General features: G+C 63.9%; 17 protein-coding genes and 1 tRNA gene. 5 read left to right on the top strand and 13 right to left on the bottom strand.

Annotated features, from left to right (window positions below; genetic code table 11):
• Nucleotides 1–48 precede the first annotated feature (48 nt).
• From AC5P8J_RS11665 to AC5P8J_RS11640, 6 genes are all read right to left on the bottom strand, one after another.
• Nucleotides 49–1,827, bottom strand: a complete 1,779-nt coding sequence (locus AC5P8J_RS11665; RefSeq protein ID WP_495216816.1) for an MFS transporter — start codon at nt 1,825–1,827, stop codon at nt 49–51.
• Between the two features lie 192 nt (nt 1,828–2,019).
• Nucleotides 2,020–3,135 carry an N-acetylglucosamine-6-phosphate deacetylase gene (gene nagA, locus AC5P8J_RS11660; RefSeq protein WP_494533500.1) on the bottom strand — a complete coding sequence of 372 codons (1,116 nt, stop codon included), beginning with the start codon at nt 3,133–3,135 and terminating at the stop codon, nt 2,020–2,022.
• Nucleotides 3,132–3,908: a DeoR family transcriptional regulator gene (locus AC5P8J_RS11655; RefSeq protein WP_031270180.1), complete on the bottom strand. Its 777-nt coding sequence runs from the start codon at nt 3,906–3,908 to the stop codon at nt 3,132–3,134. The genes nagA and AC5P8J_RS11655 overlap by 4 nt, the downstream gene beginning before the upstream one ends.
• Before the next feature lie 33 nt (nt 3,909–3,941).
• Complete coding sequence (locus AC5P8J_RS11650; protein WP_494533499.1) at nt 3,942–5,276, bottom strand: D-tagatose-bisphosphate aldolase, class II, non-catalytic subunit; 1,335 nt, start codon at nt 5,274–5,276, stop codon at nt 3,942–3,944.
• A 17-nt stretch (nt 5,277–5,293) separates the two neighbouring features.
• Nucleotides 5,294–6,232 (bottom strand): ROK family protein, encoded by a 939-nt coding sequence (locus AC5P8J_RS11645; protein WP_111098632.1) that lies wholly within the window; start codon nt 6,230–6,232, stop codon nt 5,294–5,296.
• Complete coding sequence (locus AC5P8J_RS11640) at nt 6,225–7,379, bottom strand: SIS domain-containing protein (RefSeq protein WP_111098633.1); 1,155 nt, start codon at nt 7,377–7,379, stop codon at nt 6,225–6,227. The genes AC5P8J_RS11645 and AC5P8J_RS11640 overlap by 8 nt, the downstream gene beginning before the upstream one ends.
• A gap of 322 nt (nt 7,380–7,701) precedes the next feature.
• On the opposite strand from AC5P8J_RS11640, the gene AC5P8J_RS11635 reads away from it, so the two are divergent.
• The 4 genes from AC5P8J_RS11635 (at nt 7,702) to AC5P8J_RS11620 (ending at nt 16,019) form a co-directional block, all read left to right on the top strand.
• Complete coding sequence (locus tag AC5P8J_RS11635) at nt 7,702–11,061, top strand: TIM-barrel domain-containing protein (protein WP_494540065.1); 3,360 nt, start codon at nt 7,702–7,704, stop codon at nt 11,059–11,061.
• Between the two features lie 133 nt (nt 11,062–11,194).
• Nucleotides 11,195–14,170 carry a TonB-dependent receptor domain-containing protein gene (locus tag AC5P8J_RS11630; RefSeq protein ID WP_049480062.1) on the top strand — a complete coding sequence of 992 codons (2,976 nt, stop codon included), beginning with the start codon at nt 11,195–11,197 and terminating at the stop codon, nt 14,168–14,170.
• A 65-nt stretch (nt 14,171–14,235) separates the two neighbouring features.
• Nucleotides 14,236–15,591, top strand: a complete 1,356-nt coding sequence (locus AC5P8J_RS11625) for a Gfo/Idh/MocA family protein (protein ID WP_109814830.1) — start codon at nt 14,236–14,238, stop codon at nt 15,589–15,591.
• 26 nt (nt 15,592–15,617) lie between these two features.
• Nucleotides 15,618–16,019: a hypothetical protein gene (locus AC5P8J_RS11620; protein WP_495216815.1), complete on the top strand. Its 402-nt coding sequence runs from the start codon at nt 15,618–15,620 to the stop codon at nt 16,017–16,019.
• Nucleotides 16,020–16,466: 447 nt separating this feature from the next.
• Here AC5P8J_RS11620 and AC5P8J_RS11615 read toward each other — a convergent pair.
• A tRNA-Arg gene (locus tag AC5P8J_RS11615) sits at nt 16,467–16,543 on the bottom strand.
• A gap of 195 nt (nt 16,544–16,738) precedes the next feature.
• On the opposite strand from AC5P8J_RS11615, the gene fcl reads away from it, so the two are divergent.
• Nucleotides 16,739–17,683: a GDP-L-fucose synthase gene (gene fcl, locus AC5P8J_RS11610; protein WP_313178740.1), complete on the top strand. Its 945-nt coding sequence runs from the start codon at nt 16,739–16,741 to the stop codon at nt 17,681–17,683.
• A gap of 39 nt (nt 17,684–17,722) precedes the next feature.
• Here the strand turns inward: fcl and AC5P8J_RS11605 are convergent, their stop codons facing one another.
• From AC5P8J_RS11605 to AC5P8J_RS11580, 6 genes are read right to left on the bottom strand one after another with little or no spacing between them, the layout of a single operon-like run.
• Nucleotides 17,723–18,205, bottom strand: a complete 483-nt coding sequence (locus AC5P8J_RS11605; RefSeq protein ID WP_313178741.1) for a GDP-mannose mannosyl hydrolase — start codon at nt 18,203–18,205, stop codon at nt 17,723–17,725.
• On the bottom strand, nt 18,202–18,963 hold the full coding sequence (locus tag AC5P8J_RS11600) for a WecB/TagA/CpsF family glycosyltransferase (protein WP_495216814.1): 762 nt from the start codon (nt 18,961–18,963) through the stop codon (nt 18,202–18,204). The genes AC5P8J_RS11605 and AC5P8J_RS11600 overlap by 4 nt, the downstream gene beginning before the upstream one ends.
• Before the next feature lie 21 nt (nt 18,964–18,984).
• Nucleotides 18,985–20,133, bottom strand: coding sequence for a glycosyltransferase (locus AC5P8J_RS11595; RefSeq protein ID WP_495216813.1), 1,149 nt, complete (start codon nt 20,131–20,133; stop codon nt 18,985–18,987).
• A gap of 2 nt (nt 20,134–20,135) precedes the next feature.
• Nucleotides 20,136–20,639 carry a serine O-acetyltransferase gene (locus AC5P8J_RS11590; RefSeq protein WP_495216812.1) on the bottom strand — a complete coding sequence of 168 codons (504 nt, stop codon included), beginning with the start codon at nt 20,637–20,639 and terminating at the stop codon, nt 20,136–20,138.
• The gene (locus AC5P8J_RS11585) at nt 20,636–21,439 is read right to left on the bottom strand and encodes a glycosyltransferase family 2 protein (RefSeq protein ID WP_495216811.1); all 804 of its coding nucleotides are present in this window, start codon (nt 21,437–21,439) and stop codon (nt 20,636–20,638) included. Before AC5P8J_RS11585 ends, AC5P8J_RS11590 begins: the two co-directional genes overlap by 4 nt.
• Nucleotides 21,427–22,452 carry a hypothetical protein gene (locus tag AC5P8J_RS11580; protein ID WP_495216810.1) on the bottom strand — a complete coding sequence of 342 codons (1,026 nt, stop codon included), beginning with the start codon at nt 22,450–22,452 and terminating at the stop codon, nt 21,427–21,429. Before AC5P8J_RS11580 ends, AC5P8J_RS11585 begins: the two co-directional genes overlap by 13 nt.
• Between the last annotated feature and the right edge of the window lie 17 nt (nt 22,453–22,469).

Genomic DNA, 22,469 nt, shown 5'->3' with positions numbered 1-22,469 from the left:
ACGCGCCATGAACCCGCGCCGCGCGGGGAGGTCGACCAAGGTCGACCGCTACCGGGCGAACCGCGCCTCGATCTCTTCCAGCGACTTGCCCTTGGTCTCCGGCAGCCAGAATGCGGCCACCAGGAAGAACACGAAGGTGCACGCCGCCCAGAACACGAACATGCTGGCGTAGCCGTAGTGGCCCACCGTGGGCAGGAAGATCGCGGCGATGGTGGTTGAGACGAACTGGTTGATCAGCAGCGCGATGCTCATGCCGTTGGAGCGGATGCGGTTCGGCATCAGCTCCGACAGTGCCAGCCACACGCACACGCCGGGGCCGACGGCGAAGAACGCGACGAACACCAGGATGCAGGTGGCCACGGCCCAGCCGTGTGCCGGTGGCGGCACCGGGCCAATGCGGGCCTGCTCGATGCGCAATGGCGCCTGGCTGGCACTGGCCGGGTCGGCAAATGGATTCAGGTGGAGTTTGCGGAAGAACGCACCGATCACGCTGTCCGGCTGCACGGTGCCGGCACGCTCGATGCGCAGCTCGCGGTCGGTCAGGTTGTCGCTGCGCAGGGCGCGCACATTGGTGAAGTCGCCGTAGGCATACGACACGGTCAGTTGCAGCGGCCGGCCTTCGCTGTCGATGCCAGCGCCGAGGCGCTGCCACTGCGCATCATCCAGCACCAGCCGCAGGCCGTCGCCGCTGACCGCTGCCTGCAGTTGCGGCTGCACGTCGGTACGGCCGCGTTCGGCCTGGAAGAACAGCGTGGCCGCGCCCAGCAGGGCCACGCAGATGCCGCCGCTGCCGAGCATCAGCAGGAATTTGCGGCCCTTGCGGTCGACCAGCAGCAGCGCGACCACGGTCATCACCGCGTTGAGCAGCTTGATCGCCACGTCGGCACCGTTGGCCACCGAACCGGACAGGCCAGCCTGGTTGAGGATGTTGACCGCGTAGGCCAGCACCGAGTTGATGCCGGTGGCCTGGGTGCAGGCCAGCACCACGCACGCGAGCACGAACGGCACCACGTAGCGGCGGCTGAACAGCGGGTCGCGCTTGCCGTCGCTGCTGCTCGATTCCGGCGCCTGGATCTGGGCCAGCGTGGGCTCAACCTCTGCGGCGGGGAGGACGCGCTCAAGGCTGCGCCGGGCTTCATCGATGCGGCCGCGGCGTACCAGCCAGCGTGGCGATTCGGACAGCAAGAAGATACCGGCGCAGAACAGCAGGCCAGGCGCCAGACAACTCCAGAAGATGGTGCGCCAGGCGTGGTCCTTCACCGTGAACAGTTCCTGCGCCTGCTGCGCGACCGGCAGCGAGCGCACGGCTTCGGCGGCGGCATCCACCGCATGGGCGTGGTACAGCCCGATCAGTGCCGCCAGCACCAGGCCGATGGTCAGCAGCAGCTGGAACATCGCCGCACCGCGTCCACGCCGCTCGGGGCTGAGCACTTCGGCCAGGTACAGTGGAATCACGACGCCGATCAAACCGCCACTGATGCCCTGCAGCAGCCGCCCGAGCAGCAGCGGCGTGTAGCCGGAGGCCAGTGCCATGATCGGAATCGAAGCGGTGAACAGCAGGCCGGCCAGCAGCATCGCGCCGCGGCGGCCAATCAGGTCGGCGACCATGCCGGCGAACAGCGAGGACAGCACGCTGCCCAGCAGTACCGCCGCCACCACGAAGCCGAGTTGCTGGCTGCTGAGCTGCCAGGCGTGACTGGCGGTCGCTTCAAGATAGGGCAGGGCACCGGCGATGATGCCGATGTCGATGCCGTACAGCAGGCCCCCCAGGCCGCCGATGAAGAGCAGGTAGCGTACGGGCCAGCGCGGGGCGGTGCTTGCAGTCATCGGCAGTTCCTGTGGTAGCGCCGGGCCAGGCCCGGCGGCGGTTCGTCGCAGAGTGCATTCTGTAGAGCCGAGCCATGCTCGGCTGCTTTCCATTCCGATATCGAGGTTCCCCATGCCGCGCTTCGCGCGGTGAGCCGAGCATGGCTCGGCTCTACAGGGAGCCCGCGCGGCATCCGGGCCGCATCGCTTGCGTCAGGTCAGATCGACCACGCGCCCACCAATGACCACCTGCTGCAGGCGCAGTTCGGCGTCCAGCACCACCAGGTCGGCGCGGGCGTCGGGCGCGATGCGGCCGCGATCGCCCAGGCCCAGATAGTCGGCCGGGAAGGTGGAAACCCGCTGCGAGGCGTCGGCCAGGTCCAGGCCGACGCGCACCAGGTTGCGCAGCGCCTGGTCCATGGTCAGTGCGCTGCCGGCCAGCGAACCCGTCGCCAGGCGCACGCAGCCGCCGCACTTGTGCACGCGCTGCTCGCCCAGCGCGTACTCGCCGTCGGGCATGCCGGTGGCGGCAGTCGCGTCGGTCACCGCGTACAGGCGCGGAATCGCGCGCGCGGCCAGGCGGATCACGCCGGGATGGATGTGCTGCAGGTCGGGAATGATCTCGGCGTACTGCGCATGTGCCAGCGCCGCCGCGGCGATGCCAGGCCGGTAGTGGTCGACGCCGGTCATGCCGTTGAACAGATGGGTGAAGCCGGAAGCCCCGGCCTGCAGCGCAGCAACACCTTCTTCGTAAGTGCCAGCGCTGTGGCCAAGCTGCACACGGATGCCCATTGCCGAAAGCGCGGGAATCAGCGCGGTGTGCTCGCCGATTTCCGGCGCCAGTGTCATCACCCGGATCGGCGCCAGCGCGTGCAGCTGCTGCACCAGTGCCACCGTCGCCTCGATCGTACGATTGGGCTGTGCGCCCAGCCGCTGCGGGCTGATGAACGGCCCTTCCAGATGTACGCCGACGATGCTGGCGGCGTCGGCATCGGGCGCCGCCATCGCCGCAGCGACGCCGTGCAGCGCGTGCTCGATCTCGTCCAGCCCGGCGGTCATGGTGGTCGCCAGCAGCGTGGTGGTGCCGAAGCGCAGATGGGTGCGGGCGATGGTGCGTGCCACGTCGCCGCCCTGCATCAGGTCCACGCCAGCCGCGCCATGCACATGCAGGTCGACGAAGCCGGGCAGGATCACTGGCAGCTGCAGGTCGTCGGCGCCGCTGTGGTCGTCCACCTGCAGCTGGCGGATGTGCGAATCGAAGTGGACCTGGCCACGCCGCCAGCCCAGCGGGGTGAGGATGCGGCCATGCAGGGTGCGGGTGTCGGTCATGCAGTGGGCTCGGCGATGATCACTTCGATGCCCACCCGCTGCAGCCCTTCACGGGTTGCGTCGTCGATGCCGGCGTCGGTGATGATGGCGTGGATCTGATCGAGAAGTGCGATGCGGTGCAGGCTGACGCGGCCGAACTTGGAGGCGTCGGTCAGCACCACGATGCGGCGCGCGCGCTCGACCATGCGGTGGTTGAGGCGGGCTTCGGCTTCATCGTGGGTGGTCAGCCCGAACTGCAGGTCCAGGCCGTCCACGCCCAGAAACAGGGTGTCGAAGCTGTAGGAGTTGAGGCTGGCTTCGGCCTGGCTGCCCTGCAGCGACAACGACTGCTGGCGCAGCAGTCCACCGGTCAGCAGCACGTTGATGCCGGGCGCGTTGGCCAGTTCCCAAGCGATGTTCAACCCATTGGTCATCACCGTCACGTCGCGCTGGGTGCGCAAGTGGCGGGCCAGGGTCATCGTGGTCGAGCCGGAGTCGATGATGATGTTGTCACCGGGCCGCACCAGGCGCGCGGCACACGCGCCGATCGATTCCTTCAGCGGCAGGTTCAGTGCGTCCTTTTCGTGGATGTCCTGTTCCTGTGGCGGCGTGCGCACCAGCGTGGCGCCGCCGTGAGTACGATTGGCCAGGCCTTGCGATTCGAAGTGAGTCAGGTCGGCACGGATGGTCACCGCCGACACGCCGAAGCGCTCGACCAGATCGGCCACCTGCACCGAGCCGTGCTCGATCAGCAGCTGCAGGATCTGTTGCCGGCGGGAGCGGGTGTTGCGCATGGCCATTCTCGGTGTCGCGGGGAAAGGTAAAGATTAGCCGTTCGCAGCAACGGCGGCAGCCGAACGTGCGTTCTGCGTGCGGGTTCCGGCCTGGTTGGCGCTGCAGGCGCGCGCGTACTCGCCCAGGCACAGGCCGATGCGGTGCTGCACCAGCGCGGTGGGCGTGTTGGCCAGCGTGCCCTCACGCACGGCGCGGTACTGCTCCGGCAGGTACTGGCTGAGCAGTACCAGTGGCGGCGCGTGCTGTTCCAGGTTGGCGAACAGGGTCTGCACCGCCTGCACCAGCGCGGGCTCGCCCCAGTAGTAGCGGCAGCGGTCGCTGAAGGAATAGCTGCGCAGCAGGCGCAGCGCTGCCTCATCGCCCTGGTAGTAGGACTGCCAGTACTTCGGCTGCGCCACCATCACTTCATCCAGCACCTGCGGCAGGCGCGAGCACTGTGCGGCCGGCAGCAGTTCGGCCTCGATCGCGGCCAGCGCGAACAGCGCTTCGCGGTAGGCGAAGGTCGCCGCCGGGCCGACCTTGAGGATGGCGAAGTGGTCGCGCACCAAGGCGTGCAGGCCACTTTCGCGCTGGTAGTCGGTGGAATGCGCTTCGAACACGATGCGCGGCTGCTGTTCGAGGAAGTCGGCCAGCGTGCTGGCGGCGGCCGGGTCGTACTCGTGCACACTGCTGTGGTCGAAGTCCACGCCCGGTTGCACCACCATGGCGATCACGCGCTGCCACGCATCGCGCAGCTGCGGCGTATCGAACGCCTGCTGATGAATCGCCAGGGTCTGCGCGGCAGCAGCGGGCGTGGTCACCTGCAGGCCCTCGGCCAGCGAGGCTTCACCCCCGGGAATCGGCACCTCGGTACCGATCACGTAGACCGGCGGCGGCAGGCCATGTTCGGCGGCGGTGCGCTCGGCGATCTCGGCCAGCTCGGCCGAACGTGCAGCGACGACGGCATCGGGCAGCGGCACCGGGTCATCGGCGCAGGACATGCTGCAATCGAGGTGGATCTTGTGGAAACCGGCGGCGACATAGGCTTCGATCAGCACGCGTGCGTGGGTCATCGCTTCAGCGGCCGGGCGCTTCTGCCAGGCATTCGGGCCGAGGTGGTCGCCACCCAGGATCAGCCGCTCGCGCGGGAAACCTTCTTCATCGGCCAGCGTGCCCACGTAATCGCGGTACTGCGGCGGGGTCATCCCGGTGTAGCCGCCGAACTGGTCGACCTGGTTGGAGGTGGCCTCGATCAGCAGCACGGTACCGTGCGCCAGCGCCACGTGCATGGCCGCGCGCAGCACCTGCTCGTTGCTGCAGCAGACGCTGTACAGGCCGACGTTGGCACCGGCGCGGTGGGAAGCAAGCAGGGTCTGCAACGGGGACATGGTCAGGCTCCGGTCAATCAGGAAAACGAGGGTTGGCAGGCGAGCAGGGCGGCACCACGTGCGCCACCGGCATCGCCGAAGCGTGGCGGCACGATCGGTGGCACCTGCACACCCTTGAACAGGTGGGTGGCGATGGCGGCGGGCAGGTGCTGGTACAGCGGCGCGTACTGCGAAAGGCCGCCGCCGAGCACGATCACGTGCGGGTCCAGCGCCAGCACCAGCGCGGCCAGGCTGTGGCCGAGCAGGTCGCGGTGGATGTCCAGCGCCTTGCGCGCGCGGGCATCACCGGCTTCGGCCAGGGCGATCACGGCGCTGGCGTCGGCGGCGCTGCCACCAAGGTGGCGCTCGATCATCGCCACGCCACTGCCGGACACATAACGCTCCACGCAGCCCTGCAGGCCGCAGGCGCAGTCGATCAGCGGCAGGCCGTGGCGCTGCAGCAGATGACCGGGCACGCTCCAGTGGCCCCATTCGCCGGCCAGCCCGTTGAAACCGGTCAGCAGGCGGCCCTGCAGGCAGAAGCCACCACCGGCACCAGTGCCGAGAATGGCGCCGAACATGCTGGGGTAGCCGTCAGCCGCGCCGCCGTGCGCTTCAGACAGGGCAAAGCACTGCAGATCGTTGCCGAAGTGCAGCGGGCGCTGCAGGCGTGCCTGCAGATCCTGCGCCACGCATTGGCCGGTCAGTGCAGGCACGTTCGCGCTGAGTTGGCGGCCGCTGCGGCGGTCGCGCACGCCGGGCAGGGCGATGCCGATGGCCGCATCGCTACGGCCGAGGGCAGCGTCCGCCTCGGCGACCAGCGCCACCACCGCCTGCAGGAAGCCGTCGTAGTCACCCTGTGGGGTGGCCACGCGGCGGCGCCAGGTGACCTGCATCGCCGCGTCGCACGCCACCAGCTCGATCTTGGTGCCGCCGATGTCGATGCCATAGCAGGCGTGGGCGATCAGCTCAGCCATGGTGAATGGTGACGCCCTTGACGACGCGGTTGACGGTGCCGTCCGGGAACGGGTTGTCCGGGGTCAGGCCCAGCGCGGCCGAGCGCTGCAGCGCGAACAACTGCGCGAAGCCCAGCCACACTGGCGCCAGCCACGGATCATCCAGTGCCGGCACGGTGAGGGTGTATTCGTCATCGGCGCCGATGTCCGAATGCGGGCCGATCGCCAGCACCTGGCCGGCCACGCCGTCGCGGCGCAGCTCTTCCAGCAGGTCCTGCTCGTAGCGGCGCGCCAGCGGCTGCACGCTGCGCAGCACCACCACCAGGGTGTTGCCGTCCAGCGTCGACTTCGGGCCATGGCGGAACCCCAATGGCGTGTTGGCCAACGCCAGCACGCGGCCGGCGGTCAGCTCCAGCACCTTCAGCGCGCACTCGCGCGCCAGCGCTTCCAGCGGGCCGCTGCCGAGGTAGATGATGCGGTTGAACGGGCGCTGCGCCAGCGCCGCCACCGGTGCATCCCACTGCGCCTGGCCTTCGCGGGCCAGCGCGGCGATCTGCTTCAGGCGCGCCACGCGCGCATCCCACGGCGAACGATCGAACACGGTCAGTGCGGCCAGCAGCATGCAGGTCAGGCTGCTGGTCATGGCGAAGGCGCGATCGCAGCTGGCCGACGGCATCAGCAGCGTGCAGGTATCGGCACGGCCGGCACCACGACGGGCGAGTTCGCCATCGGCGTTGCAGGTGATGTCGAGGAAGCGTGCCTCATCCACATCGGCGCGCACGCGGTCCACCGCGGCCACGCTTTCCGGGCTGGAACCGCTGCGGCCGAACGAGACCAGCAGGGTCGGGCGGTCGCGCTGCAGGTACAGCGCCGGATGGGTCAGCAGGCTGGTGGTGTGCACCACGCGCACCTCGGCCGGCCACTGCGCGTTGATCGCATCGGCCACCATCTCGGCGATGAAGCCGGAGCTGCCGGCGCCGGTGAACAGCACGCGCTGGTTGGGATCGTTGAGGCTGCCGCCGAGGAAGGCCTGCAGGCGGTCGCGGGCACGCGACAGATCCTGGGCGAGGGCTTCCCACAGCGCTGGCTGCTGGGCGATTTCGGTAGCGGTATCGGCTCCGCCAAGGCGCTGCCAGGCGGACACATCGGAAAGCAGGGTGACGTCCATTCGGAGGTTCCAGTTGGGCCAGCGCACCATCTGCGTTTTCTTTCGAAATGTCAAACATCGAAAGTAAAAAGAAAGAAAATGACGCGATGACCTTTCCCGGCGCCGGGCGCTCGGGAAAACGAAAGAACGGGGCGAATGCCGTATCGCACAATGCTTAACAGGCAGCTGCAATCGATTACACAAAGTATTGCGACGCAACAACTTTCGTTTCAACGGAATATATCTTCCTTTTTCCTTTCAATTTGTTGACATCTTTCGAATCGCTGCCCTAGAGTCGGCCCAACCGCTTTCGAAACGCCCGGTGAACGGGTTGGGAGTCCGTGTGGAAATCTGCGTTCGTCGCTCGCCGCTGATGCTGGCTCTGTTGCCGGCATTGATGTTGGCGTCCATGCCGGCCCAGGCCGAGTCGGTCGGCAACCTGCGTTCGGTTGCCGCCAGCGCCAGCCGCGACGGCGTGCAGGGCTGGGACCTGCAGACCGACAAGGGCGCGCGCCTCCGCATCGAACTGCCGGCCACCGACATCATCCGCGTGCAGGCAGGCCGCAACGGCACGCTGACCGGCGCCGGCGACAAGGCCGCGCCGATCGTACTGCCGCAGCCCAAGGCCAACGTGCAGGCGAAGCTGGAAGAAGACGCGCAGGAAATCCGCGTGCGGACCGAGTCCCTGGTGCTGCATGTACAGCGGCAGCCGCTGCGCATGCGCCTGGAACGGCTGGACAACGGCCAGCCCACCGCGCTGTGGCAGGAACTGCAGCCGCTGGACCTGGATGCCACGCAGAGCGTGCAGGTGCTGTCCTCGCAGGCCGATGAGGGCTACTTCGGTGGCGGCCAGCAGAACGGCCGCTACCAGTTCAAGGGTCGCGAGCTGGAGGTGTCCTATTCCGGCGGCTGGGAAGAGGGCGACCGCCCCAGCCCTGCCCCGATGCTGCTGAGCAGCCGTGGCTGGGGCATGCTGCGCAATACCTGGAGCGATGGCAGCTACGATCTGCGCGAGGCCGACCAGTCCACGCTGCTGCATCGCGAAGACCGCTTCGATGCCTATTACTTCGTCGGCGCCGACCTGCCGAAACTGATCGAGCGCTACACCCGGCTGACTGGCCGCCCGAACATGGTCGCGCGCTGGGCGCTGTCCTACGGCGACGCCGATTGCTACAACGATGGCGACAACAGCAAGAAGCCCGGCACCGTGCCCGAAGGCTGGAGCGACGGCCCGACCGGCACCACCCCCGATGTGATCGACAGCGTGGCCAAGCAGTACCGCGCCCACGACATGCCCGGTGGCTGGATCCTGCCCAACGATGGCTATGGCTGTGGCTACAAGCAGCTGCCGGAAACCGTGAAAGGCCTGGCCGGTTACGGCTTCCGCACCGGCCTGTGGACCGAGAACGGTGTCGACAAGATCGCCTGGGAAGTCGGCAAGGCCGGCAGCCGCGTGCAGAAGCTGGACGTGGCCTGGACCGGCAAGGGTTACCAGTTCGCGATGGATGCCAACCGCCAGGCCTTCAACGGCATCCTCGACAATTCCGACTCGCGCCCGTTCCTGTGGACGGTGATGGGCTGGGCCGGCATCCAGCGCTACGCCGTCGCGTGGACCGGCGACCAGAGCAGCAGCTGGGATTACATCCGCTGGCACGTGCCGACCCTGGTCGGGTCGGGCCTGTCCGGCATGGCCTACGCCAGCGGCGACGTGGATGCGATCTTCGGCGGCAGCGCCGAGACCTTCACCCGCGACCTGCAGTGGAAGGCGTTCACGCCGGTACTGATGGGCATGAGCGGCTGGTCGTCGAACGCACGCAAGCATCCGTGGTGGTACGACGAGCCCTACCGCAGCATCAACCGCGATTACCTGAAGTTGAAGATGCGCCTGACCCCGTACATGTACGGCCTGGTGCACGAGGCCGCGCAGACCGGCGCGCCGCCGGTGCGTGGCCTGATGTGGGACAACCCGCGCGATCCGCATGCGCAGGATGAAACCTACAAGTACCAGTTCCTGCTCGGCCGCGATCTGCTGGTGGCGCCGGTGTACCGCAGCCAGGCGGCCAGCCGTGGCTGGCGCCGCGATATCCACCTGCCGGCCGGCGGCTGGATCGACTACTGGGACGGCCGCCGCGTGCAGGCCGGCGCCGACGGCCGCCAGCTCGACCGCCAGGTGGACCTGGCCACGCTGCCGGTGTTCGTGCGTGCCGGAGCGATCCTGCCGATGTACCCATCGATGCTGTTCGACGGCGAGAAGCCGCTGGATGAAGTGACGTTCGACCTGTATCCGCAGGGCGAGTCGCAGTACACGCTGTACGAAGACGATGGCAACACGCGCCGCTACCAGCAGGGCGAGTCGAGCACGCAGCAGATCCGCGTGCAGGCGCCGGCGCAGGGCAGTGGCCCGGTGCAGGTGCAGATCGATGCGGTGCAGGGCCAGTACAACGGCCAGCTGCCGCAGCGCCGCTACGGCCTGCGCGTGCTCAGCCGCCAGGCGCCGCGTGCGGTGCAGGCCGCTGGCCGCGCGCTGCCGGCGCTGGCTGATGCCGCTGCGTTCAACGCTGCTGCTGAAGGATGGTACTTCGATGCCGCCGAACGACGCGGCACGCTGCATGTGCGCACCGCCAGCCAGGACATCCGCCAGCCCCTGCAACTGCAGCTGGACTTCGCGGTCGCCGCCGCCGCTGCCGACGACGCCTATCCGGCCGCGCCGGTGCTTGGCCGCGAACTGCCGGCCGACAGCCTGCTGGTGGTCAACCGCCCGGCCGAAGAGCCCGGCCACGCGCTGGAAAACGCCTTCGATGATGACCCGGGTACCTGGTTCCGCAGTGTGCGCAACCAGGCCGTGCGCACCGGTGCGCATGAATGGGTGATCGGGTTCGGCGAGCGCAGGATGATCGATGGCATCGACATCGCGCCGCGCAACGACAAGAACTGGAAGCACGGCCAGGTACGCGACTACGAGGTGTACCTGGGCGACAGCAATGGCGAATGGGGTGAGCCGATCGCACGTGGCCGCCTGCAGCTGAAGGAAGGCGTGCAGCGCATCGCGTTCCCGGCCCATGCCGGCCGCCTGCTGCGCTTCCGCGTGCTGAGCGTGCAGAACCCGGAAGGCGATGGCGCCAGCAGCACCGATCCGATGGTTACCGCCGCACAGGGCAGTGCCCGCGCCTTCGATGCGCTGCAGCCGCGCGACGTCGGCCCGATCGCACTGTCCACCTTCCACATCCTCGAACACCAGGAACCGGAGCGACCGGCCCGGCAGCGCTATCTCTCCGAGCTGCCGGTGCCGGCCGCGCTGGCCAGCCAGGTGCGCGCCGACCAGTCGTTCCGTGGCGATGCCGGCATGCGCATGAACGGCCTGCAGTTCCGCCGTGGCCTGGGCGTCGGCGCCAACAGCCGCATCGACCTGCGCCTGCAGGGCGGCTGGCACCTGCTGCGTGCCGACCTCGGCATCGACGACGCCTGCCGCAGTGCCGGTGGCCTGCAGTTCCAGGTCTGGGGCGACAACCGCCTGCTGTACGACAGCGGCCTGGTGAAGGCACCCGGCGTGGTCAAGCCGGAGCTGGACATCCGTGGCCTTTCCACCCTGAGCCTGCGCACGCTGGGTGCGCAGGGCAGTCAACCCGCCCAGGTCTGCGCCAACTGGGCCAATGCCGTACTGATCGGCCAGGAGGGCGACTCCGCCAGCATCGTCGCCCCATGACCCCCTCGTAACACCGCTCCTCCCCCCGCCCATTCCGACTACGGCCCCCATGGCCGTGGCCCGGGAGCGTTTTGCCCGCCGAACGCCCACGCGCTCACCATTCGCGCCGCACCCCTGCCAGGAGAGAACCCCGATGTTGCCCGCCCGCCACCACCGCCCCCCCTGTCGTTCGATCGCTCCGCTGTCGCTGGCCATCGCCGGCGTGCTGCTGTCGGTCGCCGTTCCTGCCTTCGCCCAGGAGAGCAAGGACAAGGCCACCGACCTGGCCCGCATCGAGGTCACTGGCTCCAACATCCGCCGCACCGACGTTGAAACCGCCTCGCCGGTGCAGGTGATCAGCAAGCAGGACATCCAGAACATGGGTGCGCGCACGCTGTTGCAGGTGCTCGACAACCTGCCGGCGGCACGCCCAGCGCAGCAGGACGCGCGTTCGCTGTTCACCGGTTCCGACGGTGCCTCGCAGGCCAATCTGCGTGGCCTGGGCGCGCAGGGCACGCTGGTGCTGCTGAACGGACGTCGCCTGTCGTACTACGGTGCACCGGCCGGCTTCCAGACCCAGTTCGTCAACATCGACGCGATCCCGGCTGCGGCCATCGAACGCATGGAAGTGCTGACCGACGGCGCGTCGGCGGTGTACGGCACCGACGCGGTGGCCGGCGTGATCAACGTGATCACCAAGCGCAACTTCCAGGGCGCCGAGGTCAGCTTCACCAACGACACCTCCTCGCGCATCGACTCCTACGGCGAGCGCCAGGCCAGCATCACCGCCGGCTTCGGTGACCTGGCCGAGAACCGCTTCAACATCTACGGTGCGGTCAACATGTACCGCCGCGACGCGATTCCGCTGAGCGATTTCTACGACAAGCGGCCCGACCAGTACTACGTCAACAATCCGAACTACCTCAACAACCTGCGCCTGGGCGTGGGCAGCAAGCCGGGTGAATTCAATCCGGGCACTTACTTCGCCTTCGATCCGGTCACCGGCCGCCGCGTGCAGGAAGCCGCGCCGGGCTGCAAGAACGTGCTGACCAGTGAAGCGGCCGGTCCGCGTTGCGTCTGGGAAACCTGGATGAACAACGAGATCGATGCCGGCGCCAAGTCCGAGCGCAATACCGCCTACCTCAACGGCACGTTCCTGGTGGGTGACAGCACCGAGATCTTCGCCGAGGCGACCTACACCGACATCGACCTGCGCGCCAACGGCGGCACGCCGCGCACCTACGGCACCACCACCGGCAACCCGACCAGCTGGTTCTCGCGCAACACCGGCAACACCGTCAACCAGTTCCTGTACCCGTTCCTGGGCCCGAACAACGAGTACAACCACGCCAGCCCGCAGATGAAGGCAATGATGGGCGGCGTGGTCGGCCTGAACTACCTGCTGCAGGATGCCGGCCCGAACTATTTCGGCCAGCGCAATACCGACAAGAGCTACCGCGTGCTGGCCGGTGCGCGTGGCAACCGGGGTGACTGGAACTGGGAGACCGCCTTCGCCAGTGCCGGCACCCACTCCACCACGTACCAGACGATCAACGTCAACATCAAGGGCTTCGAGAAGGCGTTCGGCCCGTACTCGGTCGATCCGACCACCGGCCGCGTGATCATCTCCGACCACCCGGCATACAAGTTCGGTGAGATCAGCGAAGCCAACGCTGCATTGATCCGTGAAGCGTTCCCGACCTTCGACATCCAGTCGTGGACCCGTCTGCACACCTTGGACGGCAAGATCGAAGGCCCGCTGTTCCAGCTGCCGGCCGGTGAAATGCGCGCCGCGTTCGGCTTCAACGCCAGCCGCGAAACCTTCTACACCCCGGGCAACGCGGATGCAGCCAACGGCCTGATCTCCCAGCAGGGTGGTTCCTGGTTCGACGGCAAGCGCAACACCTACGCGCTGTTTGCCGAGACCGTGGCACCGATCACCGACAAGCTGGAACTGGATGCGGCGGTGCGCGTGGACAAGTACCCGAACTTCAGCGCCAACGTCGCGCCGAAGATCGGCTTCAAGTACCAGGCGTTCGACCAGCTGATGCTGCGCGGTACCTACTCGACCGGTTTCCGTGCACCGAGCCTGGCCGAATCCGGCAACGGCGGCGTGTTCGCGCAGCTGGGTGGCTACCGCGACGAGCTGCGCTGCAACGAGACCAACGCCATCGCCAACCTGCTGCTGCGCTCGCAGCGTCCGGGCGATGTCGACCTGGGCAAGAACCTGCTGAACGTGGATTGCAGCCGCACCGTGGCGCGCATGACCCAGCCGAACAAGAACCTGAAACCGGAGAAGGCCAAGATCGCCACCCTCGGCTTCGTCTACGAGCCGGCGACCTGGCTGTCGGTGTCGGCCGACTACTGGTTCATCTATCGCGACAATGAAATCGTCGCGCCGGACTACCGCCGCATGGAAGACATCATCTCCTCGTCGCGCTCGCCGATCACCGACAGTGACCGCGCCAACCTGGCGCAGCTGGCGGCGATGTGTGCCGACCCGGCCAGTGGCGTGAGCTGCCCGTCGGTGCTGCCGGGCTACTCCGCCGGCAACGTGGCCAGCGTGGTGGGCCAGTACAAGAACCGTGGCAAGACGCTGATCGACGGCTTCGACATCGATGCACGCAGCCGCTTCTCGCTGGGTGACTGGGGCAACCTGAACATCGGCCTGGCCGCCACCATCGCCAACCGCAACCGCTTCTACATGGATGAAGCCAACGGCTGGTACTACGGCGACGTGGTGGGTTACTACAACAACCCGCGCCTGCGTGCCACGCTCAATGCCGACTGGACCTACAAGCAGGTCACCACCAGCATGTTCGTCAACTACGTGGGCGGCACCAAGTGGGCCACCGACCAGGTTGATGAGGTGAGCAACAACAAGGAAACCTGCACCGGCGGCTACCTGGCCCTGCAGAAGAGCAAGTGCGACGGTGCGCCGTCGTGGTGGACCGCCAACATGAGCGTCACCTGGCGCCCGGATGATGCGTGGAACCTGAGCTTCACCGTCAAGAACCTGTTCAACCGCCTGCCGTTCTACGATCCGAACAGCTTCCTGGGTGACTCCAGTGACTACGCGACCATCTTCGGCCGTGGTTACAGTGTGACCATCGGCTACCGTTTCAAGTAATTCCGTTTGCGTGACCCGGCGAGCCGGCTACGGCCGGCTCGCTGCCAAGAGGAGAGATGTTTGCCATGAAGCGTAGGGAATTCATCGCGGCCAGTGCCGCTGTCGCCGCCAGCAGCCTGCTGCCGCAGACCCCGGCATGGGCACGCGGGCGCAAGGTGCGCCTGGCCATGATCGGTACCGGCATGCGCGGGCTGGTGCTGCTGAAGGAGCTGGTGCGCCGCGACGACGTCGAGGTGGTCGCGCTGTGCGACATCGAACCGATCATGCTCGGCCGTGCCATGGACATGGTGGCCAAGGCCGGCAAGCCGGCCCCGAAGACCTACGGCCAGGATCGCGATACCAATGCCTGGAAGCGCCTGCTCGAACAGAAGGGCATCGATGGCGTGATCATCGCTACGCCGTGGGAATACCACGCGCCGATGGCGATTGCGGCGATGCAGGCCGGCGTGGCCGTGGGCTGTGAAGTGGTGGCCGGCATCACCCTGCAGGACCACTGGGACGTGCTGAAGACGCAGCTGTCCACCGGCACTCCGTACATGCTGCTGGAAAACGTCTGCTACCGCCGCGACGTGATGGCGGCGCTGCAGATGGTGCGCCAGGGCCTGTTCGGCGAACTGGTGCACCTGCAGGCCGGCTACCAGCACGACCTGCGTGGCGTGAAGTTCAATTCCGGCGACCCGAACCAGCCCTACGACAGCGGCGTGGAGTTCGGGCCCAAGGGCTGGAGCGAAGCACGCTGGCGCACCGAGCATTCGGTGGAGCGCAACGGCGAGCTGTACCCCAGCCACGGCATCGGCCCGTGCGCGATGTACACCGGCATCAACCGTGGCAACCGCTTCACCCACATCAACGCGTTCGCGACCAAGGCACGTGGCCTGCACGAATACACCGTGGCCAAGAGTGGTGGCACCACCCACCCCAGCACCAAGGTGAAGTTCAAGCTCGGCGATATCGTCACCACCACGCTGGCCTGCGAGAACGGCGAGACCATCCTGCTGCAGCACGACACCTCGCTGCCGCGCCCGTACTCGATGGGCTTCCGCGTGCAGGGCACCAAGGGCCTGTGGATGGATGTAAACCATTCGATCCACATCGAAGGCCGCAGCCCGCCGCACCAGTGGGAAGAGTTCAAGAAGTACCAGGACGAATACGAGCATCCGCTGTGGAAGCAGAATGCCGAGACCGCTGCCAGCGCCGGCCACGGTGGCATGGATTGGTTCGTCATCCACGCGTTTGTGGAAGCGCTGAAGGCCAAGGCGCCGATGCCGATCGACATCTACGATGCGGTGACCTGGAGTGCGATCACGCCGCTGAGCGAGCAGTCCATCGCCAACGGTTTCCAGACGTTGGAGTTCCCGGACTTCACCGCTGGTGCGTGGAAGCAGCGCAAGCCGGTCTTTGCGTTCGATGGTAAGTACTGATCTGCACATCAACGGCAACGCCGCGCATGCCCGGCGTTGCCGTCTGCATCGGTGCATTGGCACCTGTAGAGCCGAGCCAACGCTCGGCTGTTTTTCCCGCCGACCGCATTGAACTAGCGGCCCCACCACGGGCGGAGCCCCAGACCATGCCATGGCAGAAGATCGGCGAACTTCCTGACCAGCGATTCGTCGGCCCCTACGGCATCGAATTCTGGCGTATCCACAAAGGCCAGGTCTTCCACCAGGGCCGGCTGCTGCGCAAGCCCGACGCGGCCAGTTTCGAGTTCATCCCCGAACACTATTTCGTCGCGCGCGATGCGCCCGCCGTCTACCACGCCAGGACCCGCCTGCCCGCGATCGACCGCGACAGCTTCCGCCAGTGCGGTGGTTACTGGCGGGACAGGCGCAATACTGCGGCCGGTGCATAAAGCACTGCCTGCGTGGCGAGCTGCTGCAAACAATCCCGCAGGACCCGCTGTACGCAGTTGATGACAGCAACGTCTATTGCGATGGGAAGCCGCTGCCCGGGGGGATCTCGCGCGCTGGCAGCTGCTGGATGGACACTTCTCGGGCGATGGCAGCCGTATCTACTACCTGGAGCGGAAGCTGCCCCAGGTGGAGGTGGCGCTGGCTGGAGGGGAGCTGGTCGCGGGATGCGACGCAGTTGTTCAACATGTATCTGGTCGAGAGGGACTCTGAGGTGCGGGCGCTGCATGGGCTTGAGTGACTGGCGCGCGCGGAGGCTCGCTGTCGATCGGCCATGGCGCTGTGCCGCCGGCTGAAGCGCTTGGCGGTCACGCTCTGGGAGCCGGGGTGTTGCTGGGGGCATCCTGCTGGGAGGCGGGTCTGCAAGGGCAGACGGGAGCAGGGGAAGATGGCGCGCCCGGAGGGATTCGAACCCCCGACCAATGGCTTCGGAAGCCACTACTCTATCCGGCTGAGCTACGGGCGCGTTGTATACAGCCTCGCCCTCGGAACCTGCCGGGACGAGCATCAAGACACCCGGAAGGGGCCGTGAGGAGGGCATTCTATCTGGTTTCCCCGGATAAATCTCAACCCACCCGTCATCAAGGCCGGCCTGACCCGAATGGGGTTGAGGCCGTCTGCTAAAATTTGACCCATGACTCAGCAGTTGAACGGAAAGGGCATGGACAAGCACGATAAGATTTTTGTCGCAGGACACCGGGGGCTGGTGGGTGGTGCTGTGGTGCGCCGTTTGCAGGCGTTGGGATATGACAACCTCTTGCTAGCAGGGCGCGAGCGCGTCGATCTCAGGGATCGCGCGTCGGTCGAAGCGCTCTTCGAGGCCGAGAAGCCGGCCATCGTCATCCTGGCTGCGGCCAAGGTAGGCGGCATCCATGCAAACGATGCGTACCCTGCCGAATTCTTGTTTGAGAACCTGCAGATCCAGAACAACGTGATCGACGCGGCATACCGCCATGGCGCCAAGAAGCTGACTTTCCTGGGTTCGTCGTGCATCTACCCCAAGTTCGCCGAGCAGCCCATCCGCGAGGATTCGCTGCTGACCGGAGGCCTGGAGCCTACGAACGAGTGGTATGCGATCGCAAAGATTGCGGGCATCAAGATGTGCCAGGCTTATCGCAAGCAGTATGGATTCAACGCGATCAGCCTGATGCCGACCAATCTTTATGGGCCGGGCGACAACTTCGATCTGCAGAACTCGCATGTGCTTCCGGCGCTTCTGCGGAAGTTCCATGAAGCCGCTGAGCGTGGTGACAGCGAGGTCGTCATGTGGGGTACGGGGACGCCACGCCGTGAGTTCCTCCATGTAGACGACATGGCAGCCGCAACGGTGTATCTGACTGAGACCTATGAAGGCTCGGACATCGTCAATGTGGGTGTCGGTGATGACATCAGCATTCGCGAGCTTGCGGAGCTGGTGAAGGACGTCACAGGTTTCAAGGGCGAGATCCGCAATGACACCAGCAAGCCCGATGGCACCCCGCGCAAGCTGCTGGACGTCTCACGGTTGAATGGATTGGGCTGGAAGGCTTCGATCGAGCTCCGGGAAGGCGTCGAACAGACGTATCGCTGGTTCCTCGACAACCAAGGGCGCCTGCGCGCGGCCTAAGGTTTCGGATGGAAGGGGCCAGCGTTCGCTGGCCCTTTTTCATTTGCGAGCGTATGCTTGGGTATTGGGGTGGATCGAGGCATCGGACAAAGCATCTTCTGCCGTTACCCAACGGTACTCAGCATGCTGTTCCTCCGGCAGAGCCATTCTCGCGGGATCCACGCTGATGGAGTAGGCCAGCACCACGTAGTGTGTACCTGCATCCGATGCTCCGGTGAAGTCCTCGGCGTAGAAGTGCTCATACACTCCAACGAAGGTGGCTTCGCTGATCTCCAGCGATTGGCCGAGCTCAGACAGAGTCAGCCTGCGGAATGCCTGGCTGAAGTTCTCGCCTTTGCGGATGCGCCCACCCGGCGCAAACCAGAATCCGCGTGCAGGTTCATTGGTGCGTAACCCCACAAGCATGCGTTGCCGTGGATCCATGACCAGAAGATCAATCGACACAAGCGGTGTGTCCCGAACGACGGCCTTGAAGTCAGCTGCACTCAAGTGCCGTGGTGGAAGCTCGGTCAAGTGGGTCATTTCGACTGCGCCGTCATAAGCTGGCGCGCAGCGTGCCAAATGAAGAGGGTGTTGGTGACGAAGTAGCGCTTCCACAGCCGACGAGGCTCGCTCGCTAGCCTGTGCAGCCATTCGAGGCCATTGTTCTGCATCCAGAGCGGGGCCCGGGAGATAACACCCGCATGGTAGTCGAATGCCGCCCCGACACCGATCATCACGCCATTGATCCGGCCACGGTGCGCCGCCATCCACTTCTCCTGCTTCGGACAGCCGAGGCTGACCCAGATCGTCCCGGCACCAGAGTCATTGATGTCGCGCACGATGGCAGCATCCTCTTCTTCGCTGAGCGCGCGGAAGGGCGGTGAGTGCGAGCCGGCAATGACCAAGCCAGGGAATCGCTTGGGCAGCTCGTCGCGGAGAATGCTCAAGGTCCTCTCAGCGCCACCATAGAGGTAGATGGACTCGCCGCGCTTGGCGGCTGCCTCGCAGTACTTGAGCATCAGGTCGGGACCATTGATGCGTTGCTGTCCGGAAGCGCCAAGACGTCTCATGAGCCAGGCCACCGGCGCACCATCGGGCGTTGCCATGTCGGCAGAGTTCACGGCTGCTGCGAACTCCTTGTCGTGACGTGCTGTGACGACGGAGTGGGCGTTGCAGATGCAGACTACCCTGCTGTCTCGACGCATGCTCCAAGCGTGAATACGGTGTAGGGACTGATCCCAGCTGACGCGAGTGATCGGTGTGCCGATAACGTCGATAGAAGTACAGGGGTTATTCACTATGGATGCTGTCCATGCAATTTAGAGGGACTGCTCGGAGTTGTAGGCCGACAAAAGGGTTCGAAGACTTACTTCCGGAGAGTAGGAGTCCAGATAACGGCTGCGCGCACCGGAACTCATTCGCGCTATTCGATGCTCAGAGTTTTTATGGCTGATCAACAGAGCGGCGAGCTCATCAGGGCTTCCCGGACTAAACAACTCGCCGGTTACTTCTGGCTCTATCAACTCGCTAAGAGCACCGATATCACTGGCAAAGACGGGAAGGCCCTGTGAATACGCTTCGGCGATGACCATTGGAAAGCCCTCGTACCACAAGCTGGGAACGATGAGTGCCTTGGCCTTCCTCATTTCAGACCTGATTATCGAAGAATCTCGCTTGCCCAAGAAATTAATATTCTTGTTGGCCGAAACATTTTCCGATAGCGGGCCATCACCAATGACTGTCACAGTTACGTCAGCGGAACGTGCCGCTTCGAGCAGCACGTGTATTCCCTTGTCTTCAGTAAGTCGACCCACGAAAAGATAACCATCACGAACTCCCTGCTCGGGGAACTCTTCAATTTCCAGATGAGAGAAGTTGGACTTCACTCTAATCTTGGAGCTTGGTATCCCTGCTCTCGAAAACAGGCTCTTTGCAAACTCGGTGAGCGCAATGAACTGATCAACCTTCTTCCACGTACCCAGTCGCCGATGCAGTGAGACGCTGGCGGCAATTGAAAAAGTTCCGATGAGCGAGTTCCGATACACACGACGAGCCACGGTCCACCAAGGGCCCTCGTCTATGCTCCTCTCGGTCACTTCACCATCAAAGTACAATGTCGCAGTCGGGCACACAATCCGGTAATTGTGAAGAGTGAAAACCGATCGTACCTTCTTGGCTCGGCAGGCATAAAATACGGATGGCGAGATAAGTGGGAAGAAGTTGTGGACGTGAACTACATCAGGACGAAACTCAGATATCTCTTTGCTAATCCTGAGGTATGAGGGAATGGAGAATATTGCATTTACCGTTGCAATAATCTTCGATGCGAACCCTTGGATTGATTGATTGGAGACAGCGTAAAGCTTCACTTCATGGCCGTTCGCACGAAGCAGCTCCGCTTCGTTCCTGACAACGGAATCTTCGCCGCCGGCCTGCTGATAATAGTTGTGGACAATGAGAACTCTCATCTTCAGCTTGTCCGGCGATTGATTATTCGGGCGGGATTTCCAACGGCGATGCAGTCGTCGGGAACGTCTGTAATAACGACGCTTCCAGCGCCTATCGATACATTGTTCCCTATCTTAATTGGCCCAATGATTGTTGCATTTGATCCGATATCAACATTGTCCCCAATGACTGGGGCGATGCCGTCGAAGCTCGAGCTTGTAACGCGAACGCCAATTGTAGTGCAGTGCCTCAGTACAACATTGCGACCAATAATCGTTCGATCATTGATGACCAAGCCAATCCCGTGGTAGAGCGATGCGCCAGGACCAATCCTTGTTTTCCATGGTATTTCAACGCCTAGAATCCATTCGATCGCAACTCTGTAGGCAGCAACGACTGGAAGTAGAGGGAGCCTGATGACCTTGGGCATACGACTGATCAGATTGACAGCTCGAAAGCTGAGCAATATCAAGCGGCCCTTGGGGTTTCCTCGGTTTGCAGCCCAATCACAAGTAATGTAGCTCATTGATAGCGCTTCCTCCCGAGCACTTTGCGAGCGACGGACAGCGCGTGCTTGCCCACGAAAACCTTCAGTGCCGGGCGGATCATATGGACCATGCTCGAAACAGGGTATCGCTGAGACTGGATCAGGCTCCATCTCAATTTCAATCCAGCTTTTGCCTGGAAAATCTCATGCTTTGCGGACACGCTTCCGTCGTGGACCCGAAGGAAAGAAACTCCATCGCCAACTCTGGCCATTTTGCCAAGAAGAGTAAGTCTGAACCAAAGCTCCCAATCTTCAATGTGTTTCCACTCAGGTCGATAACCGCCCGCCTGGATGAAATCCTTTCGTCGGAACATGACGCTGCTGTGCATTACGAAGTTGCCTCTAAATAACGAGGTCATCGCATCGTCGTGATTGCCCGGAGTTGTGGATGGCGTGAGTGTTCCGTCGGGATATACTTTGAAAAAGTCTGTATAGACCAGGGAAACGCGAGGGTCGGCGTCAAGCACCGAGCGCTGGAGGCTCAGTCGACTGGGGCTGTAATAGTCGTCAGCATCCGCGCGAGCAATGAATGTTCCAGCTGCGACTGCAATTCCGGCATTGAGGGCAGCGACCACGCCCGCGTTCTTCTGCGTTACTACCCGAAGTCGGCTGTCGGCCTGGAGTCGAGCGAGGACGAGTCCTGTCTGGTCCGTAGATCCATCGTCCACTACGATCAGCTCAATTTCGCGCAGGTCTTGATTGAGGATGGAGACAACGGCCTCCTCAATCGTTTCCTCTGCATTGTATGCAGGCATGACAACTGAAACTACTGGCTGCATGGTGCGTGGCTCCCCTGTTTCAACTCCCTATCATCCTGGTCAAGCATTTGCATTGAAAGCAGGAAGAATAGATAGAAGGAATATATGATTGTATTGTCAAAGTAGAATATAAGATTGCTATAAAGGAATAGCATCTTTGCTTCTAGTGTTTTTGCCCTGTATCCGAGCCAGATGAATGTAAGAAAGAATACTAGTCCGAGCTCATAGACCATCTTAAGGGCATCAGAGTGCATGTTTGCATCTCCTTGCCCGAACTTTCCGAGGAAGGTAGCGTAGGCTGTTCCAACGCCGTTTCCGTAGAAGACGTAGTGAAGGTTTCCAGCGATGCTGTGCGCCGCCTCTGACTGAAGAAGCTGCCTGCCTAGGCCGACTTCGTTAGCAGACTTTCCAGTTACTGCGGTGATTGCGGTATCTAGATCGCCGATGGCGTATTTTAATGCAAAGGCAACAGCTACAAGATTTACCAGCACCATGACTGGACTGGACAGCAACTGCTTCGCTCTCCGCTCTGGCAAAAAGGCGAAAGGAATGCACACCGCGATGCCAAGGAGAGCCGCACGTTTAAGGAGAAGGATCGATGCCACCGTTGCGAGGAAAAGCATTGCCCATCGAGATCGTGCCAGTGCTACGACGGCAAATAGTCCGCAAACAAACGAGCCAGTACTCTCGAGGGAGGAGGAAGAGTCGAGTAAATCGAATTCCAGGCCGTGCCACCCGCGTAGAGTGATAGCCCCAATTATGCTGGCAATGAATACAACCGGAAGGAGAAATTTGATCCAGCTGAATTCTATTGGATTTGAGAAGGCAAGTGTAATCGCGATGCCTGAGAATACAAAATAGAAGTCCTTGAAACCCAGCTCTCCGCCAAATGGTACAGTGAGGGCAGCAGCAGAAGCGTAGGCAAGAAATGGAAGTACAGGCGCGGGAATTCTGATTTTCTGGGTCGAAATGACTGCAACCAGAGCTGCGAACGGGATGAGGTACATCGCGTAACGCAGCTGATGGATGGACATGGAAATCAGTACTAGCA

It is taken from the genome of Stenotrophomonas sp. YJH_SMC_37 (genome assembly GCF_059370035.1).
The sequence above is the reverse complement of the archived record's forward strand: the minus strand, read 5'-3'. Positions and strand labels throughout refer to the sequence as shown.

Excerpts from the sequence above, each read along its gene's own strand:
- AC5P8J_RS11595 (WP_495216813.1), bottom strand. The coding sequence starts at position 20,133 with ATGAGAGTTCTCATTGTCCACAACTATTATCAGCAGGCCGGCGGCGAA.
- AC5P8J_RS11665 (WP_495216816.1), bottom strand. The coding sequence starts at position 1,827 with ATGACTGCAAGCACCGCCCCGCGCTGGCCCGTACGCTACCTGCTCTTC.
- AC5P8J_RS11645 (WP_111098632.1), bottom strand. The coding sequence starts at position 6,232 with ATGGCTGAGCTGATCGCCCACGCCTGCTATGGCATCGACATCGGCGGC.
- AC5P8J_RS11640 (WP_111098633.1), bottom strand. The coding sequence starts at position 7,379 with ATGGACGTCACCCTGCTTTCCGATGTGTCCGCCTGGCAGCGCCTTGGC.
- AC5P8J_RS11590 (WP_495216812.1), bottom strand. The coding sequence starts at position 20,639 with ATGAGCTACATTACTTGTGATTGGGCTGCAAACCGAGGAAACCCCAAG.
- fcl (WP_313178740.1), top strand. The coding sequence starts at position 16,739 with ATGGACAAGCACGATAAGATTTTTGTCGCAGGACACCGGGGGCTGGTG.
- AC5P8J_RS11630 (WP_049480062.1), top strand. The coding sequence starts at position 11,195 with ATGTTGCCCGCCCGCCACCACCGCCCCCCCTGTCGTTCGATCGCTCCG.
- AC5P8J_RS11585 (WP_495216811.1), bottom strand. The coding sequence starts at position 21,439 with ATGCAGCCAGTAGTTTCAGTTGTCATGCCTGCATACAATGCAGAGGAA.
- AC5P8J_RS11580 (WP_495216810.1), bottom strand. The coding sequence starts at position 22,452 with ATGTCCATCCATCAGCTGCGTTACGCGATGTACCTCATCCCGTTCGCA.
- AC5P8J_RS11655 (WP_031270180.1), bottom strand. The coding sequence starts at position 3,908 with ATGCGCAACACCCGCTCCCGCCGGCAACAGATCCTGCAGCTGCTGATC.
- AC5P8J_RS11625 (WP_109814830.1), top strand. The coding sequence starts at position 14,236 with ATGAAGCGTAGGGAATTCATCGCGGCCAGTGCCGCTGTCGCCGCCAGC.
- AC5P8J_RS11620 (WP_495216815.1), top strand. The coding sequence starts at position 15,618 with ATGCCCGGCGTTGCCGTCTGCATCGGTGCATTGGCACCTGTAGAGCCG.
- nagA (WP_494533500.1), bottom strand. The coding sequence starts at position 3,135 with ATGACCGACACCCGCACCCTGCATGGCCGCATCCTCACCCCGCTGGGC.
- AC5P8J_RS11605 (WP_313178741.1), bottom strand. The coding sequence starts at position 18,205 with ATGACCCACTTGACCGAGCTTCCACCACGGCACTTGAGTGCAGCTGAC.
- AC5P8J_RS11650 (WP_494533499.1), bottom strand. The coding sequence starts at position 5,276 with ATGTCCCCGTTGCAGACCCTGCTTGCTTCCCACCGCGCCGGTGCCAAC.